We start from the raw sequence: 17,490 nt of genomic DNA on the forward strand, positions 1-17,490 counted from the left end.
AATCCGATCGCCTTTGCTGCTCAGCGAATGATCGGCGGCGGTGCTGGCGGCAAAACGATGATGGGCGGCCGCAGGATGATGATGGGCGGCCGCGTCACCGGCGTGGGCGCAGGTGCCGGGGTGACGGGCGGCGGCGGCCGCGTGGTGGGCGGCTGCGGCGGCCTGGACGGCGGGGGCGGCGCGCCCGGGTCGGGTGCTGGCGCGGGTGGCGCAGGCGTGCCTGGCGGGCGAGTTGGGGGTGGTGGCGCAGGGACGGAAGGGTCCATGGGCGCAGGAGCCGGCGCGGGCCCCGGCGGCGTGGGCGCGGGCTCTGCGGGCGCCTGCGTATTCCGCTCGTTCCCCAACTGCTCACCAACGGCCCACGGAACCGGCGGCGGTGGAACTGGCAAGACTGCGCGCGTGTGGGTATACACCGGCAACTGGCGGCTGGAAATCACCCGCACCGACTCGCCGGCCTTCAGCCCCACGCAGCCGGCTTCGGTGCAAACCTCGATCTCATCCTGCTCCCCCGTTACCAGCAGTTCCCCCTGCTCATTGAACGCAATCAGAAAGGCCGAGCCGCGAATGCCGACCAGTGCCGTGGGCGTGGTCACCTTGTAGTTGCGCGCGTCCCGCTTGCCGATCCAGCCCGTGATGGCACGCAGGCCGCCGCGCACGAGGTTGACGGCAAACTGATCCTGCGCGGCGTCGCCGGTGTCCGCATAGCGCGTCACCATGAAGTGCGAGTCCGGGTACAGCGCCACCAGGCCACCATCCGAGAAGCGGATCTGGGCGCGCCCATTGGCCCCGGTGACCACGATGTCGCCGCTCTCCACCTCGGAACCCTTCATCGCGGGCAACGCGCCGGCTGCCCTGCGCAACTGAACATCACCTGTCGCAAATTGCACCATGCCCGCGGCGGCCAGCCCCTGCAGGGGCCACGCGGCGGCCACGGCCATCCACAGCGGCCACCGCGTTGATGAATGATTGGACTGCATCGCTTGGCTCCTCAAAACTCGCGCCGCACCGTGACGGAGAACACCCGGCGGTCATAGTCGGTAATGGGCACGTTGGATGCGTTGCGCGTCTGCGCCCATTGGGGCGTGACGCGCCATCCCGGCGCGGGCAGCCATGACAACCCCAGCGCCCACTGCGTCTGGCGATCACGGCGCACCACGCCAAAGAAGGGGTCCGCCCCACCGTAGCTGCGCCGTTCGTGGTTCAAGTGCGCGAAGGCAGCCCATTGCGCACTGAGCGCCCACTGCAAGCCCGCGCGCACGCCAGTCAGGTCATGCTGCAGATGTTCGAGGTTGTCTGCACGGGGGGACTCCCGCCCGGCATACAGCCCCGCGTAGAACAGGCTGCCGGTGCGCAGCACCTGCACGTAGGAAGCCCCGCCGACCGTGCGCCGCGCATCCCGCAGGGACTGCGCCGGATAGCGCAGCCCCTGCACCTGGACAAACGTATCCCAGTGGCGATAGCCGTCGATCCGGTAGATCCACTGCGCCAGCGCCCCTCCAATGTTGCGCAGCGTGCTGCCGTCCAGCCGGTAGGTCGCCCCCTGGGCACTCAGCATCCACTCGTGCCGTTCCCACCGGTAGGCCACGCCGGCCGTGGCGTCCAGCTGGGTACTGTCGTACGCATCCCCGGCACCGGCATGCCCGTGCAGCTCGGCGGTTGCCGAGCCGATGAGGGACCAGCGCGCATCCAGCACGTGCCGCCCGCGGAGGTTGCCCTGCACCTGGGCATACGATGCGCGCTGTGCTTCAGCACCCGGGGCCAGCGTCCAGGCCGGTGTGCCTGGGGGCGAAAGCGTGGGGGCGTCGGGGCCCGGACCGGCGTTGACGTTGGAGTCGCGCCCCAGCGCGAATTCAACGTAGCCCTTCCAGGTGGAACCACCATCGTGTCCCCGGCGGTCGTGCGAGACCAGGAACTGGTCGATGCTGAGCGCGGCATCCACAGGCACCCCGTCGGTGCGAACGCGCTCCGAGACCGCAGCGGCGCCCCGCCGATCGCCCACGGCATGCAGCGCGCGTCCCAGCTCCCAGGCCGCAGCGGCGTTGTCGGGTTGCACGGCCACCACGCGTTCCCACGCCAGCACGGCGCGGCTGAACTGGCCCGCCGCAAAGGCGGCCCGCCCCATCAGGGTGTCAAAAGCGGGGTCGCCCGCGCGGACTGCCTCGTACGGGTCGAGCAGCTCGAACGCGCGCTGGGCATCGCGCTGCGCGAGCAGTGCTTCGGCCTGGCCCAGCACGTCACCGCCGACACCGTCCGCGCCTTCGCCGGCGTGAAGCATGGCACCGGGAGCCCCCAGCAAAAAAGGCAGCATGGCCAGGCGACGTGCGAGCCGCCAGCAGGATGGAACGCTCATGTCAGCCCCCTCTACCCTCTGTCGAAGGCGCCAATCTACTCTTTTTCTGGCCATTTGCTCATCCGCGCAAGCCCTGGCTAGGCAAGGGCTTCCCACCGTGCGGCACCGCGCGGGCTGCGCCGCTGGCTATTTCTGGCCGCCGATGCACCACGCCAGCCGGGCGCCAGCCAAACCGGCCGCGCCCACCGCCCAGAACAGGCCGGCCACGCCCATCACGGCGCCGGCCGAGCCGAACAGCAGGGGCATGAAAACGCTGGAGGCGTTGATGGCCATCAGGCGCAAGCCCAGTGCTTCGCCCTGGCGGTGCGATGGGGTGATCTGGTGCAGCAGGCTCATCACCATGGGCTGGCCAGTGCCCAGCGCCAGGCCCAGCAGCACCGAGCACAGCCCCATCGCCAGCGCGCTGTGCAGCAGCGGGTACACAGCGAACAGCGCGGCCGTCAGCAGCATGGCGCCCGCCATCACGCCGCGCTCGCGCAGATGCCTGGCCACAAAGGGCATGAGCACGCGAATGGCCGTGACCGCCAGCGCAAACGCACCGAAGATGGTGCCGATGACCGCCGCCGACAGGCCGCGCTCGTGCCCCAGCAACGGCACCGCAAAGGCGTGCACGTCCCAGCAGGACGAGATCAGCCAGTTCACGATCAGCAGGCGGCGAAACGGCGGATCCTTGAGCAGATCCCAGGCGCGCGGCGGCGGCCCGTCGTGGGCCGCGGCGGCGGCAGCTGTTGGCAGCTCCTGCGTGCCCCGCACGCAAAGCCAGCTCACCACGGGCAGCAACGCCAGTAGCGCAAAGGCCGCCCGGTAGCCATCGAGGCTGCCCGGACTTCCACCCGCGTGGTCGATGGCCAGCCCCGCCACAAAAGGGCCGATGAAATTGGACACCCCGGGCCCGATGGACAGCCAGCTGAACACCTGCTTGAGCACCGTGGGATCGTGCACGGCGCGGCCCGCGTGGCGCTGCACGGCAATGGTGGCGCCCCCTGCGGCAGCCCCTGTCATGAGGGCGGCAAGGCACAGCACCACAAAGGTCGGGAACACCACCGCCAGCCCCGCGCCCGCGCATGCCAAGGCCACCGAGTAAGTCATGGGCCGCTGAAGGCCGTGGCGGTCGGCAAAGCGGCCCGCCGGCAGTGCCAGGATCACCTGCGTGAGCGCAAACAGCGCCACCAGAAATCCCACGGCTGCCACGCTGTAGCCCTCGCGCAGCGCCAGCAAGGGCGCTGCCAGCCGCATGCCGGCCATGCTGCCGTGCACACAGATCTGCGCCGCAATCAGGCGGGCCAGGGCCCAGTTCACAGCGGATCGTCCTCGGGGTCGAGGCCCGGCAGCGCGGCCGTGCCGCCTCCCGGCAAGGGCACGGTGGTGGCGGTGGGGGCCGGCAGCTCCTGCACGTCGCGCAGCTTGCGCTGGATGGCGCGGGTGCGCACGCCCACCTCGTCAAACTTCTTGGCGGCGGCGTCGATGGATTTCTTGGTGGCCTCCACCACGTCGCCAAACTTGGCGAACTCGGTCTTGACCATGCCCAAAAGGCTCCACACCTCGGAGGAGCGCTTTTCGATGGCCAGCGTCTTGAAGCCCATCTGCAAACTGTTGAGCATGGCCGCTAGGTTGGCCGGGCCGGTGATCATCACGCGGCATTCGTTCTGCACCGCTTCGACCAGGCCGGGGCGGCGCATCACCTCGGCAAACAGCCCCTCGGTGGGCAGGTACAGCACGGCAAAGTCGGTGGTGTGCGGGGGCGAGACGTATTTGGCGAAGATCTTCTTGGCCTCGAGCTTGATGGACGTCTCGAACGCGTTGCCGGCCGACGCGATGAGGAGCTTGTCGGCCGCGTCCTGCGCGTCCAGCAGGCGTTGGTATTGCTCCACGGGATACTTCGAGTCGATGGGCAGCCACACGGGATGTTCGTCGTTTCGGCCTGGCAGGCGGATGGCGAATTCGACCAGTTCGTCGCTGCCCGGCACGGTCTTGACGTTGCGTGCGAACTGGTCGGGCGTGAGCACGTTGTCGATGATGGCACCCAGCTGCATTTCGCCCCAGGTGCCGCGCGTCTTCACGTTGGTCATCACGCGCTTCAAGTCGCCCACGCTGCCCGCAAGGGTTTGCATTTCGCCCAGGCCCTTGTGCACTTGCTCCAGCCGGTCGCTGACCAGCTTGAAGGATTCGCCCAGGCGCTGCTCCAGCGTGGCGTGGAGCTTTTCGTCCACCGTGCGGCGCATCTCCTCGAGCTTGGTGGCGTTGTCGGCCTGGATGGCGCCCAGGCGCTCGTTGAGCGCGGTGCGCAGTTGCTCGGCGTTGTGCTGGCTGCCCTGCACCAGGCCGGCCAGCTGCTGCGAGACGGCATCTTGCAACACCGAGAACTGGTTCTTGATCTGGGTGCCATTGGCCTCCAGCTGGTCCTTGAGCGCCGTGGACATGGTGCCCAGCTGTGCCTGAATGTCTCCCTTGAGCGAGTCAAGGGTGAGGCGCGTGGCAGCCTGCAGGGCCTCGAAGCGCTCCTGGATGCGTTTCTCGAACAGCACTGCGCTCTCGCCCATCGCTTCGCGCGACTTGACGCTTTCGGCCGCCAGCGCGCCCGTGGTGGCGGTGAGCTCGGTGCGAAAACCGACCAGCGTGTCCGACAGCTCCTTGCGGGCGGCCGCCGAATCCGCCTGGCCCTGTGCCAGGTGCGCCAGGAGCGCCTTGCTGCTTTCCTCCAGGCGGCTGGCCACGGCCTGCTGAAGGCCGTCAAAGCGCTGCGCGAGAGAGGCATCCAGCGCCGTCTGCCGCTGCTCCAGCCGCGCTTCGAAAACCCCAAACGCAGCCAGCAGCTCGGCGCGACCGTTGCGCGACTCGGCCACGGCTTGGGCCAGACGCTCGTCCACTGCGTGGCGCAGGGACTCCAGCGTGTGCTGCGTGGCCTGCGTGAACCCGGCCAGCTGGTTGGCCAACGCGTCCATGGCCCCGTCGTTCTTGGCCACGGCCAGCTGCGTGGCCTGCGCGGTGCTCTCCAGCGCCGTCAGGCGCGCCAGCCATTCAGGCGGCAGGTCCACCCGCGGGCGCCGCACCAGCAGCAGCACGGTCAGCACCAGCACCAAGGCCAGCACGGCCAGCAGAACAAGCGATTCAGTAGTCAAGGCAGTCCACTATGTTTTTGATAGCTGCTTGCGCTTGACTGGCAAGCGCGGGCAGCCGATTGGATTCAAACTCTGGCGGAGGCAGGCTTGTTCACCGGCGTGAGCGCGCCCTGGCCGCCAAAAAAAACGATCAGATTGTCCGCCGCCAGATTCGCCATGGCCCGGCGCGTGGGCACCGTGGCGCTGGCAATGTGCGGCGTGAGCACCACGTTGGGCACGGTGAGCAGGTCGGGGTGCACGTTTGGCTCGCCCTCGAACACATCCAGGCCCGCTGCCGCAATGCGCCGCTCGCGCAGGGCCAGGGCCAAAGCCGCGTCGTCCACGATACCGCCGCGCGCAATGTTGATGAGCGTGGCCGTGGGCTTCATCAGCGCCAGCTCGGACGCGCCGATGGTGTGGTGCGACGCGGCCGTGTAAGGCACGACCAGCATCACATGGTCTGCAGTGCGCAGAAGTTCCTCTTTGCTGACATAGCTGGCCTTGCATTCGGCTTCTAGCTCTGCCGAAAGCCGCGAGCGGTTGTGATAGACCACCTTCATGCCAAAGCCATGCGCGCCGCGCTTGGCAATGCCCTGCCCGATGCGCCCCATGCCGATGATGCCCAGCGTGCTGCCGTGGATGTCGCTGCCCGCGAACATGTCGTAGCTCCACTTGGTCCATTTGCCGGCGCGCAGGTAATGTTCGCTCTCGGTCATGCGGCGGGCCGTGGCCATCAGCAATGCAAACCCGAAGTCGGCCGTGGTCTCGGTCAGCACATCGGGCGTGTTGGTGCCCTGCACGCCAGCCGCCGTCATGGCGTCCACGTCGAAGTTGTTGTAGCCCACGGCCATGTTGGCGCAGATCTTGAGGCGCGGCGCGGCGGCCAGCAGCGCGGCGTCGATGCGCTGGCTGCCGGTGGTGAGCACGCCATCCTTGTCAGCCAAACGCGCGGCCAGCTCGGCCGGGGTCCAGATCACGTCGTCGGGGTTCGCTTCCACGTCGAAATGCTCGCGGAGGCGGTCCACGATGTCGGGGAAGATCGCTCGCGCGACCAGGATGCGGGGTTGGCTCATACTGCTATTTCCAATCAATTGGGTGGAGATCACCGCACGTAGAACGGGCGTGCACCAATACCAGGGCCGCCGAGCAAAGGCCGCCCTGCAGCGAGGGCGGCGCCCCCCTTCCCGCAGCGCGCAGCGATGCGAGAGAAGGGGGCAGCGGCGCAGCCGCTCAGGGGGATGTCCACTATCTAAACCAGATGAAAGTCATGATGATGAACAGCGGCACCAGGATGCCTCCCGACCACAGCATGTAGCCGAAGAAGCTCGGCATCTTCACGCCCCGGTCTTCGGCGATGGCCTTGACCATGAGGTTGGGCGCGTTGCCGATGTAGGTGTTCGCGCCCATGAACACGGCCCCTGCCGAGATGGCAGCCAGCGTGGGCGCCAGGGTGGTCATCAGCACGGCCGGGTCGCCACCGGCGGTGTTGAAGAACACGAGGTAAGTGGGCGCGTTGTCGAGGAATGAGCTGAGCGTGCCTGCCGCCCAGAAGTACATGGCCGGATCCGGCGAGCCGTCCGGCCGCGTGACAGCCGCCACGATGGCGCCAAACGGGCCATTGACCCCGGCCTTGAGCATGGCGATGACGGGGATGATGGTGAGAAAAATTCCAGCGAACAGCTTGGCCACCTCCTGCATGGGGCCCCAGCTGAACTGGTTGTCCTCATGAACCCTCTTGGGCGTGAGCCACAGCGACACCAGCGTCACGATGACGAGGCCCACGTCGCGCACGATGCCGGGCAAACCAACCTCTGTGCCTGCGATGTTGAACACCGTGGGGGACTTCCAGAAGCCGCTGAGCAACACGAGGCCCACCACTGCACCCAACAGCGCGAAGTTCACCTTGCCGTCAAAGCCGATCGCGCGGCTGTCAGGCGTGGGGTCGGCATGGAGCACTTCTTCGCGGCGGCGGTAATACCAGCTGTCGAGCACGAAGAAGATGGCCAGCAATGTGCCGACGAGGAACAGCGTCTCAGGGAGGATGTGGCGCACCGTCCAGAAGAAATCCACCCCTTTGAGAAAGCCCAGGAAGAGGGGCGGATCGCCCAGTGGGGTGAGCGAGCCGCCCGCGTTGGAGACGATGAAGATGAAGAACACCACTACATGGGCCACGTGTTTGCGGTTGTCGTTCGCACGGATGAGGGGGCGGATGAGCAGCATCGACGCCCCTGTCGTCCCCATGAAGCTGGCCAGCACCGCTCCAATGGCCAGGATGGTGGTGTTGAGCCCCGGGCTGCCATGCAGGTTGCCACGGATGAAGATGCCCCCTGCCACGGTGAACAGCGCCGTGAGCAGGATCACGAAGGGGATGTACTCGGCCAGCAGCGCATGCACCAGACTTGCGCCTGCCACGCCAGGACCGAAGGTGATGGCAAACGGCAGCAGAAACGCCAGCCCCCAGGCCGCCGCGACCTTGCCGAAATGGTGGTGCCAGAAAATGGGGGCCAGCAGCGGCATGAGCGCAATCGACAGCAGGATGCCCGCAAAGGGCACGCCCCACAGCACGGACAGCGTGGCACCGTCGATATCGGCCGCCATGGCCCAGCCGGGCAGCACTGCAAGAAGGCCAGCACACGCCAGCCCGCGCGAGAATTTCATCTTTCTTGTCTCCATCAGATTGTCGAAAACGGGGGTGCGCGTGCCGTCCCGGCAACGCAATGTTCTTCAGGCGGGCGCCGGGATGTCGAACACCTGACGCAGGTAGGCCAGGTACTTCTCGTCATCGCACATGCCCTTGCCGGGCGTGTCGGAGAGCTTTGCCACGGGCTGGCCGTTGCAGCGCGTCATCTTAATGACCACCTGCAGCGGCTCGTGCACGGGCGGGCTGCCGAGATCGTTCGTCAGGTTTGTGCCAATGCCGAACGCGAGCTGGCAGCGGCCGCGGAACTGCTGGTACAGCTCGATGGTGCGCGGCACAGTGAGCGCGTCGCTGAAGATCAGCGTCTTGGTCAGCGGATCCACACGGTTCTTGCGGTAGTGCTCCAGCAGGCGCTCGCCCCAGGCGAAAGGGTCGCCGCTGTCGTGGCGCGCGCCGTCGAAGAGCTTGCAGAAATACAGGTCGAAGTCGCGCAGGAACGCACTCATGCCGTAGACATCCGACAGTGCGATGCCCAGATCGCCGCGGTATTCCTTGGCCCACATCTCGAAGCCAAACACCTGGCTGTCACGCAGCCGCGGACCCAGGGCCTGGCAGGCCTGCAGATATTCGTGCGCCATGGTGCCCAGGGGCGTCACACCCAGCTTCATCGCATACAGCACGTTGCTGGTGCCGGCAAACTGGCCCGGCCCCGCGGGCGACCCTGGACGGCGGTCGCCCGTGCCCAGGCGGGCCACCAGCACACGCAGCACTTCCTCGTGCCAGGCACGGCTGAACCGGCGGCGTGTTCCATAGTCGGCGATCTTCAGGTCCGACAGTCCTTCGCCCTGCAGGAGCGCGATCTTGGTGTCCAGCCGCCTGCGGCCCTCGGGGAAGTCCGGCACCTTCTGGGTGTTGCGGAAGTAAACCTCATTGACGATGGCCAGCACCGGGATCTCGAACAGGATGGTGTGCAGCCAAGGCCCTCGGATGCTGATGTCGATTTCGCCGTTTGGCTGCGGGGTCAGGGTGATGTACTTTTCGTTGAGCTTGAACAGCCCCAGAAAATCCACGAAATCGCTCTTGATAAAGCGCAGCGATCGCAGATAGGCCAGCTCGGCATCCTGGAACTGCAGGCTGCACAGCGAGCGGATTTCGTCGCGAATCTCATTGGCGAACGGCGCCAGCTGCACGCCCGGATTACGGCACTTGAACTTGTACTCGACCTGCGCCCCCGGAAACTGGTGCAGCACCACCTGCATCATGGTGAACTTGTACAGGTCGGTGTCGAGAAGGCTGGTGATGATCATGGACAGTGCGGTGCGGACGCGCGAGAACGCCGGGTGCCCAGAGGTCCTCTGCACGAATCTCGCTGCCCAATGGGCGCTGCGGATCGGGATGGGTTGCGAGGCGCAAACCGCCCGAGTCCGCAGATGCATACGGCGCGGTGATTCGTGCAGAGGGTCCCTGGGGGCCGTGCAGCAGAGCCGCAAAGTGTAGGCCATGGCGCGCGGCGCTGCCCGAGGGCAAACACCTGCCGCGGGCGCGGTCGCCACGTGGCTCAAAATGGCAGCCCGCTCTGAATAGACAAGCACCAAAAGCTATCATAAAGATAGCAATCGCCTCCCAAAGGTCAACTTGCCGTCAGCAAGGCTTCCAGCACTTTGCGCAAGGGCTCGGGCACGGGCACGGGACGGCGGCTCCCGCGGTCGACATACACATGGATGAAGTGCCCCGCCGCTGCGGTGAGCGGCTCGCCCTGCGCGAACAGGCCCACCTCGTAGCGCACGCTGGAGCCGCCCAGCCGCGCCACCCGGATCCCGGCCTCCACGGTTTGGGGGAAGGCCAGCGGGGCAAAGTAGTTGCATTGGGTCTCGATGACGAGGCCAATGGTCTGGCCCGCGTGGATGTCGAGCACCCCCTGGTCAATCAGATGCGCATTGACGGCCGTGTCGAACCAGCTGTAGTACACGACGTTGTTCACGTGGCCGTAGACGTCGTTGTCCGCCCAGCGTGTGCTGATGGAACGAAATGCCCGATAAGCACTGCGAGGCTGCGGTGCCGGACGTGCGGGGGCGGAAGGCGGGCTCAAGGCGTTGCGGGCATCGGAGGTCATGGCCGCAGATTTTGCCAGCGCTGGTAATACTGCCAGGCGACCCGCCAGGTGTTGAGCTGGGCCTGCACCGTATCGTCCAGATGGCGGCCGTAGCCCCCTGCCATCGCAAACGCGATCGGAATGCGCCGCTGCCACGCCCAGTCGAACACCCGCCGGTCGCGCGCCTCCAGGCCGTCGTGCGTCAGGGCAAGCCGGCCCAGGCGATCGCCCTCGTGCGGGTCCGCACCCGCTAGGTAAAAGACCAGCTCCGGCTGAAACTGCTCTTCGAGCGTTTGCAGCGCCTGCTCCAGCGCCTGAAGGTATTCCGCATCGGTGCAGCCATCAGGCAGTTCCACGTCCAGGTCACTGGGCTCCTTGCGAAACGGAAAATTGCGCGCGCCATGCAACGACAGCGTGAACACGCTGTGGTCGCCGCAAAAGATCTGTGCCGTACCGTTGCCCTGGTGCACGTCCAGATCGATGACTGCCACGGGCAGGCGCCGGCTCCGCTGCGGCCGCCCGGCGGCGCGGGCCCGCTCCACCTGCATCACCCGTGTGGCGACTGCAACATCATTGAAAACGCAAAAACCGCTGCCCTTGCCCGTTTGCGCGTGGTGTGTGCCCCCGGCCAAATTGCCCGCAACGCCATCGCGCAATGCCGCGCGTGCCGCTGCCACGGTGGCACCCACCGAGCGGCGCGCACGCTCGGCCATTGCCGGGCTCCACGGAAATCCGATCTCGCGCTGGGCTGCAGGGGCCAGCGTGCCCTCGGCAATGGCGTCGATGTATCGGGGGTCGTGCGCAAGCGCGAGTTCGCTGTCGGATGCAGGCAAAGCCACTTGCAACGCTACCCCCGGCAGGTGCAGCGCCACCTGATCGCGCAGACGGCGGTATTTCGCCATCGGAAAACGGTGACCGGGCGGGAGGGGCAGCACGAATTGGTCGGCATAGTAGGCGTGCATGACGCCATTGTGGCAAGCCGCCAATCTCTGGGTGGCCGCCCCTAAATTGCTGCAATGCAACAAAAAACCCTTGCAATAGCGCCTCAAGTCCCTAAAATTCGTTCCATGCTGCACTGCAACATGACTAACCAGTCGGGGCCAGCGCAGATGTCCGTGAAGTACCCGGCCGCCAAGGCCCCTCATTTTTAGGAGTTATGACATGACGCTGACCGCTGAACAAATCCTGGCCTCCCACAAAGCCAACATCGAAACCCTGTTTGGCCTGACCAGCAAGGCTTTCGAAGGCGTGGAAAAGCTGGTGGAACTGAACGTCACCGCTTCCCGCGCAGCACTGACCGAAGCCGCCAACCACACGCAAGCCGTTCTGGCCGTGAAGGACGCGCAAGAACTGCTGGCCCTCCAAGCCGGCCTGTTCCAGCCCCTCGCCGAAAAGACCGCAGCCTACAGCCGTCACCTGTACGACATCGCGTCGGGCACAGGTGCTGAATTCGGCAAGGCTTTCGAAGTGCAGGCTACCGACGCACAACGCGCATTCACCAACCTGGTGGACAGCGCCGCCAAGAACGCCCCGGCTGGTTCCGAAACCGCCGTGGCCGTGATGAAGAGCGCCGTTTCCGCCGCCAACAACGCTTTTGAATCGGTGCAAAAGGCCGTCAAGCAAGCGTCGGACGTGGCCGAAGCCAACTTCAACGCCGTGGCCAACACCGCTGCCAACGCTGCCAAGACCGCGGCTCCCCGCAAGCGCTGAATGGCAACCTGTGGTCTGGAGTGCAGACTCTAGGCCGCACTCAGGGGTTACCCTGATAATTCAACCTCGCGCCGTTGACATTGTTAGTGGCGCATCAGTTGTCTCCTTGGATCCTCTCGAAACCCCCGTTTCAGGGATCCTTTTAAAGCCCGGTTCATGACCGGGCTTTTTTTTGGCTTCGCGGCAGCTGGGCGGTGTTTGACGGCACACGGCATGCGCCAGAACCCAATCGACGCAACACCCTGCTTGCGCTGGGTCAGACAACCTGTTCTCAATTCCGGTTCGCAGACCAGTACTTATTAAGAATAATTCGTGTTTGCTTTATCATCGGAGCAGTCCAACCTTGAAAGATGCATCGATGTCGAAGACCGTGAAAGCCCTGCTGAGCGTTTGTGTCGTGGCCGCTGCCACTGCAGGCACCGCCCATGCTCAGGAGCAAGTTGTCAATCTCTACTCGGCCCGCCACTACTCCACGGATGAGGCGCTGTACAGCGGCTTCACGAAGGCCACGGGCATCAAGATCAACCGCGTGGATGCGGACGACGCCGGGATCCTGGCACGTTTGAAAGCCGAAGGCGCTGCTTCGCCGGCCGACGTGATCTTGCTGGTGGATGCGGCCCGCCTCTACAAGGGCGAGGTGGATGGCCTGTTCCAGCCCATCCAATCAGCCGTGCTCAATGAGGCGATCCCCGCCAACCTGCGCAGCAAACCCGCCGCCGACGGTGGCATCGCCTGGTACGGCCTGTCAACCCGGGCGCGCGTGGTGGTCTACAACAAGATCAAGGTCCAAAAGGCGGACGTTGATACCTACGAGGAACTGGGTGACCCCAAGAACAAGGGCAAGCTCTGCATCCGCTCGGGCTCGCACCCTTACAACCTCAGCCTGTTTGGCGCCGTGACCGAACACATGGGCGAGCAAAAGGCAGAGGCCTGGCTCAAGGGCGTCGTGGCCAACCTGGCCCGGCCTCCCAAGGGCGGCGACACCGACCAGATCAAGGCTGTGGCTGCAGGCGAATGCGATATCGCGGTCACCAACAGCTACTACCTGGCCCGCATGATGCGTTCCACCAAGCCCGAGGACGTGGCCGTGGTCAATAAGGTCGGCGTGGTATTCCCCAACCAGGACTCTTGGGGCACCCACCTGAATATCTCTGGGGGAGCTGTCGCCAAGCACTCAAAGAACCAGGCCAACGCCATTAAGTTCCTCGAATACCTCGCCAGCCCCGAAGCCCAAAACTACCTTGCCAATGGCAATAACGAGTGGCCTGCCGCCAAGGGCGTGACCCTGGACAACCCGGCCCTCAAGGCCATGACGGGCGGCCAGCCGTTCAAGAGCGAAACCATTCCCATCAGTGCTGTGGGCGCCAACACCACGAAGGTGCAGCAGATGCTGGACCGCGTGGGTTTCCAGTAAGTCTGCCCTGCACCCCGCACCGACAAGCCCGGCCTGGTCCGGGCTTTTTTTCGCCTTCAGCAGCCCTGGGAGATGCGCCATAATTGACGTTTACGTTAACGTCACTTATCGGAGACAGAACATGGACATCAAGGGCAAGGTATTCATCGTCACTGGCGGCGCCTCAGGCCTGGGAGAAGGCACAGCGCGCATGCTGGCCGCACAGGGCGGCACCGTGGTCATCGCCGACATGCAAGCCGAAAAGGGTGAAGCCGTGGCCAAAGACATCGGCGGCTCATTCGTGAAGTGCGATGTCAGCAACGAAGCCGACGGCCACGCCGTGGTGGCCAAGGCAGTGTCCCTGGGCAAATTGATGGGCCTGGTCAACTGTGCCGGCATCGCGCCCGCAGAGAAAACCGTGGGCAAGAACGGAGCCCACGCACTGGCGCTGTTCAGCAAGACCATCACCGTCAACCTGATCGGCAGTTTCAACATGATCCGTCTGGCCGCCGAAGCCATGAGCAAGAATGAGCCCGAAGCCACGGGCGAGCGCGGCGTGCTGATCTCGACCGCCAGCGTGGCGGCCTTTGACGGCCAGATCGGCCAGGCAGCCTATTCCGCATCCAAGGGCGGCGTGGTGGGCATGACCCTGCCCATCGCCCGCGACCTGGCCCGCAACGGGATCCGCAACATGACCATCGCTCCCGGCATCTTCGGCACACCCATGCTGTTCGGCATGCCGCAGGAAGTGCAGGACGCACTGGCCGCCGGCGTGCCCTTCCCCAGCCGCCTAGGCACGCCACAGGACTACGCCAAGCTCGTTAAGCACATCTTCGAGAACGACATGCTGAACGGCGAAGTCATCCGCCTGGATGGCGCGATCCGCCTGGCGCCGCGCTGAATCATCCCGATTGCTATCAAAACAATAGCCATCAGCGCCCGCTAGCCAAGCGCGAAGGCCCTCCGAGGCCATGAAATCAGGCCCGGTTCCGCCGGGCCTGGTCTTTTGTGGCGGCCCGGCGGGCACCCGGTGCAAAGCCGATCCACAACGCCAGCGCCATGCCAAACGCGAGTGCCGCCACCCCCACCGACAACCACAAGGCCGCCGCCGCCCCTGCGTGATCGATGACGGCTGCGTACGCCACCGGCGCACAGGCCGACAGCACAAAGCCCGGAGCCACCAGCCGCCCCATCTGAGCGCCGTAGCTACGGTGATCGAAGAGCACCAGCGGCACGGTGCCGCGGGTGATGGTCAAGAGGCCGTTGCCCGCACCATAGGCCAGCACGAACACCAGTGCCGCCAGCGCCTGGCCCGACCACAGTCCCGCCAGGCAGGCAACGGGCAGCAGCAAAGCGGCCCCGGCACCCAGCGCCAGCGGGTGCCACCGACCACCCCACAGCACGTCGGCCAGCCGCGCCGATGACTGGCCCACGCCCCGCAACGACGCCATGCCCACTGCCCACGGCAGCGCGAACCCCAGGCCGGCGAGCAGCCCCACGGTGTGCGCCGACATGCCCGCATTCAGAAAATTCACAAGCGTGGTCATGGCGGCAAACAGCGCGCCGGCCAGGGTGCGCTGCGCGCGCGTTGCGGCCAGCGGCTCTCCACCGATCGGCCGGGCAGCGTCCGTACCGCCGGCACCGTCTTTCGCGCCCGACAACAATGCAGCGCAGCGCGGCAACGCGAGGTGCAGCGGCACCGTCAGCAGGGCCAGGGCGGCGTACACCACCAGCGCACCACGCCACCCACAGGCACCGGCCAGTGCATGTCCCGCGGGCCAGAAGACGCTAGATGCCAAGCCGCCCAGCAAGGTGATCTGCGCCATGGGCCGGCGCGCTTTCGGCCCCAGCCAATGCGCCAGAGCGGCAAAAGCGGCGTCGTACAGCGTCAGGCGCATGGCCACGCCCATCACCATCCAGGCCGCGTAGTAGACCGCGACACCGTCTGCAGCTGCGAGGGCCAGACATGCCACTGCCAGCAAGAGCGATCCGGCCGCCATCGCCCGCCGGCCGCCCCATCGGTCCACGCAACGCCCCGCGGCGCTGGACACGGCGCCCATCACCAGCAGTGCCGCCGCAAACCCGCCATGGACCACGGTGCGGCTCCAGCCAAGCCCGTACGAGATGGCATCGCCCAGGGCGCCGATCAGGTAGTACGAGATGCCCCATGCAATGAACTGCGAGACACCCAGGTACAGCACGGCGCGTCCCGGAAGGCCCTGCCCGGGCACCGTGGAGGTTGAACGGGTGGCCGGAACGTCCGTCCCCGGAACCGGCGCCACTAAGCCCCCGCCCTGCTTTGCAACGGCGCCCCCCAGGGCTGCATGCTGGAGGGTCCAGTCCCGCTTCCGGTACCGAGCGGCCGCTGCATCAGCACGGTGTCCAGCCATCGCTCCTGCTTGAACCCCACCGACCGCAGCGCGCCGATGCGCTCGAACCCCAGGCGCGCATGCAGCGCCATCGAGCCGGCGTTCTCGTCGCCCTGCCCGATCACCGCGAGCATTTGCCGCCAAGGTCCCGCCTCGCACAGCCGGATCACTTCGCCCAGCAATGCGGCACCAATGCCGCGCCCCGCCCACCCCGGAGCCACGTAGACGGAATCCTCCACCGTGTGGCGGTACGCCGAGCGCGCCCGGTACTGCGTGGCATAGGCAAAACCGACGACCTGGCCATCGAGCTCCGCCACCAGGTAGGGCAGTCCTGCCGCCCGTACCGCGGCATGCCGGGCGCGCAGCTCGGCCACGTCGGGGGGCACTTCCTCGAACGATGCCAGCCCGTGGAGCACGTGGTGCGCATACAGCGCCTGGACGGCGGCCAGGTCGTCGTCGCGCAGGGCGCGTACGGCGGGTGCAGCCGCAGTTTTTCCGTTGGCAGCCTGGGCAGCCTGTACAGCAAAGGGCAACAAGGGCGCGACCTGGTCGGCGTAGCCGGTGCGTGAAGGGTGTGGAGTGCGTGAAAAGGTGTGCATGGCTGCCAGTGTGGCAAGCCTTGACTCATAAAAGAAGCTTTGTCTTTTTATGCATAGTATGAGAAATTCTTTGCTATGGAGCGCATCAACCTCGACCAGCTGCACGGCTTTGCCACCGCCATCGAACTGGGCAGTTTTTCAGCGGCGGCGCAGCGCCTGGACTTGACCCAACCGGCCGTGAGCCTGCAGGTGCGCCAGCTTGAAAAACGCCTGGGCACGCCCCTGGTGGAGCGCGCAGGGCGCGTGCTGCGGCCGACCGCGGCAGGCGCCGAATTGCTCGCCCATGTGGGCCGCATCGATGCAGCAGTGAGTGACGCCCTCGACGCGGTCGCCCGCCACGCCGATGGCACGGCAGGCCGTGTCCGCCTGGGCACGGGCGCCACGGCCTGCATCTTCCTGTTGCCCCCCGTGCTGCGGTCACTGCGCCAGCGCTTTGCGGGCCTCGAGATCACGGTGAGCACGGGCAACACCGCCGACATCGTGCAGGCGGTGGAAGACAACACGCTGGACGTGGGCCTGGTCACGCTGCCAGCCAGCGGGCGCATGCTGGATGTCACGCCGCTGCTGGACGACGCATTCGTGGCCATTGCCCCCGAGGGCACCGGCCTGCCAAGGCGCGTGGGCGCCAAGGAGCTGGCACGCCATCCTGTGCTGCTCTACGAGCCCGGCGGCCAGACCCGGCGCTTGGCCGACGCGTGGTTTGCCCGCGCCGGGGTTGCGCTGCAGCCGGCCATGTCGCTGGGCAGCGTGGAAGCCATCAAGGAACTGGTGGCCGCCGGCCTGGGCTGCGCGGTGCTACCCGGGATGGCGGTACAGGAAAGGCGGCACGGCAGCGCGCTGGAAGTGCGGCCCTTGTCACCACCACTGCGCCGCACGCTCGCCATCGTCCTGCGCAAGGACAAGCGGCTGCACCGGGGACTACGGGAAACGGTGGCGGCGTTGCAAGCGCTTCGTCGGTGAAGCAGCTGCAGCAGCTGCAGTTGCTGCGGATTTCGCGTTCAACGCTGAAAACTTCGATACCCGGCGCAGGTTCACAGCCAAACAACGGACAAAGAAAAACGGACTGCAGTAATCGCTACTACAGCCCGTTTATTTTTCTTCATTACGCCGCTAAAACCCCGATGGGCTGCAGCGTCATGACAATCTGGCGGAGTGGACGGGACTCGAACCCGCGACCCCCGGCGTGACAGGCCGGTATTCTAACCAACTGAACTACCACTCCTGGCAGGCAGCTTTTCGCT

At 66.1% G+C, this 17,490-nt stretch carries 15 protein-coding genes and 1 tRNA gene; 4 read left to right on the forward strand and 12 right to left on the reverse strand.

Annotated features, from left to right (window positions below; translation table 11 throughout):
• Positions 1–20: 20 nt before the first annotated feature.
• From MRY84_RS03960 to MRY84_RS04000, 9 genes are all read right to left on the reverse strand, one after another.
• Positions 21–977, reverse strand: coding sequence for a FecR family protein (locus MRY84_RS03960; protein ID WP_291504453.1), 957 nt, complete (start codon positions 975–977; stop codon positions 21–23).
• Positions 978–988: 11 nt separating this feature from the next.
• A complete protein-coding gene (locus MRY84_RS03965) occupies positions 989–2,350 on the reverse strand; it encodes a surface lipoprotein assembly modifier (protein WP_291504454.1) in 1,362 nt (453 codons plus the stop codon).
• A gap of 126 nt (positions 2,351–2,476) precedes the next feature.
• Complete coding sequence (locus MRY84_RS03970) at positions 2,477–3,649, reverse strand: MFS transporter (RefSeq protein ID WP_291504455.1); 1,173 nt, start codon at positions 3,647–3,649, stop codon at positions 2,477–2,479.
• Positions 3,646–5,469, reverse strand: a complete 1,824-nt coding sequence (gene rmuC, locus MRY84_RS03975; RefSeq protein ID WP_291504456.1) for a DNA recombination protein RmuC — start codon at positions 5,467–5,469, stop codon at positions 3,646–3,648. Before rmuC ends, MRY84_RS03970 begins: the two co-directional genes overlap by 4 nt.
• A 65-nt stretch (positions 5,470–5,534) precedes the next feature.
• Positions 5,535–6,521, reverse strand: a complete 987-nt coding sequence (locus MRY84_RS03980) for a D-glycerate dehydrogenase (RefSeq protein ID WP_291504457.1) — start codon at positions 6,519–6,521, stop codon at positions 5,535–5,537.
• A 172-nt stretch (positions 6,522–6,693) separates the two neighbouring features.
• On the reverse strand, positions 6,694–8,106 hold the full coding sequence (locus tag MRY84_RS03985) for a sodium:proton antiporter (protein ID WP_291504458.1): 1,413 nt from the start codon (positions 8,104–8,106) through the stop codon (positions 6,694–6,696).
• Between the two features lie 66 nt (positions 8,107–8,172).
• Positions 8,173–9,393: a nicotinate phosphoribosyltransferase gene (gene pncB, locus MRY84_RS03990; RefSeq protein WP_291504459.1), complete on the reverse strand. Its 1,221-nt coding sequence runs from the start codon at positions 9,391–9,393 to the stop codon at positions 8,173–8,175.
• Between the two features lie 323 nt (positions 9,394–9,716).
• Positions 9,717–10,199, reverse strand: coding sequence for a thioesterase family protein (locus MRY84_RS03995; protein ID WP_291504460.1), 483 nt, complete (start codon positions 10,197–10,199; stop codon positions 9,717–9,719).
• The gene (locus MRY84_RS04000; RefSeq protein ID WP_291504461.1) at positions 10,196–11,140 is read right to left on the reverse strand and encodes a histone deacetylase; all 945 of its coding nucleotides are present in this window, start codon (positions 11,138–11,140) and stop codon (positions 10,196–10,198) included. Before MRY84_RS04000 ends, MRY84_RS03995 begins: the two co-directional genes overlap by 4 nt.
• A 199-nt stretch (positions 11,141–11,339) precedes the next feature.
• Here MRY84_RS04000 and MRY84_RS04005 point away from each other — a divergent pair, with 199 nt between their 5' ends.
• The 3 genes from MRY84_RS04005 (at position 11,340) to MRY84_RS04015 (ending at position 14,182) form a co-directional block, all read left to right on the forward strand.
• Positions 11,340–11,888 (forward strand): phasin family protein, encoded by a 549-nt coding sequence (locus MRY84_RS04005; RefSeq protein ID WP_291504462.1) that lies wholly within the window; start codon positions 11,340–11,342, stop codon positions 11,886–11,888.
• Between the two features lie 358 nt (positions 11,889–12,246).
• The gene (locus MRY84_RS04010) at positions 12,247–13,302 is read left to right on the forward strand and encodes an extracellular solute-binding protein (RefSeq protein WP_291504463.1); all 1,056 of its coding nucleotides are present in this window, start codon (positions 12,247–12,249) and stop codon (positions 13,300–13,302) included.
• 121 nt (positions 13,303–13,423) lie between these two features.
• Positions 13,424–14,182: a 3-hydroxyacyl-CoA dehydrogenase gene (locus tag MRY84_RS04015; protein WP_291504464.1), complete on the forward strand. Its 759-nt coding sequence runs from the start codon at positions 13,424–13,426 to the stop codon at positions 14,180–14,182.
• A 76-nt stretch (positions 14,183–14,258) separates the two neighbouring features.
• Here MRY84_RS04015 and MRY84_RS04020 read toward each other — a convergent pair whose 3' ends face one another.
• The gene (locus MRY84_RS04020) at positions 14,259–15,482 is read right to left on the reverse strand and encodes an MFS transporter (protein ID WP_291504465.1); all 1,224 of its coding nucleotides are present in this window, start codon (positions 15,480–15,482) and stop codon (positions 14,259–14,261) included.
• 80 nt (positions 15,483–15,562) lie between these two features.
• Entirely contained in the window at positions 15,563–16,249 is a 687-nt protein-coding gene (locus MRY84_RS04025) for a GNAT family N-acetyltransferase (RefSeq protein WP_291504466.1), read from the reverse strand.
• Positions 16,250–16,324: 75 nt separating this feature from the next.
• Here MRY84_RS04025 and MRY84_RS04030 point away from each other — a divergent pair, with 75 nt between their 5' ends.
• Positions 16,325–17,209 carry a LysR family transcriptional regulator gene (locus tag MRY84_RS04030; RefSeq protein ID WP_291504467.1) on the forward strand — a complete coding sequence of 295 codons (885 nt, stop codon included), beginning with the start codon at positions 16,325–16,327 and terminating at the stop codon, positions 17,207–17,209.
• Between the two features lie 185 nt (positions 17,210–17,394).
• Here MRY84_RS04030 and MRY84_RS04035 read toward each other — a convergent pair.
• Positions 17,395–17,471: transfer RNA gene (locus MRY84_RS04035), tRNA-Asp, on the reverse strand.
• Positions 17,472–17,490: the final 19 nt, after the last annotated feature.

The sequence above is a fragment of the Acidovorax sp. genome, assembly GCF_022763525.1.
Classification (GTDB): Bacteria; Pseudomonadota; Gammaproteobacteria; order Burkholderiales; family Burkholderiaceae_C; genus Acidovorax.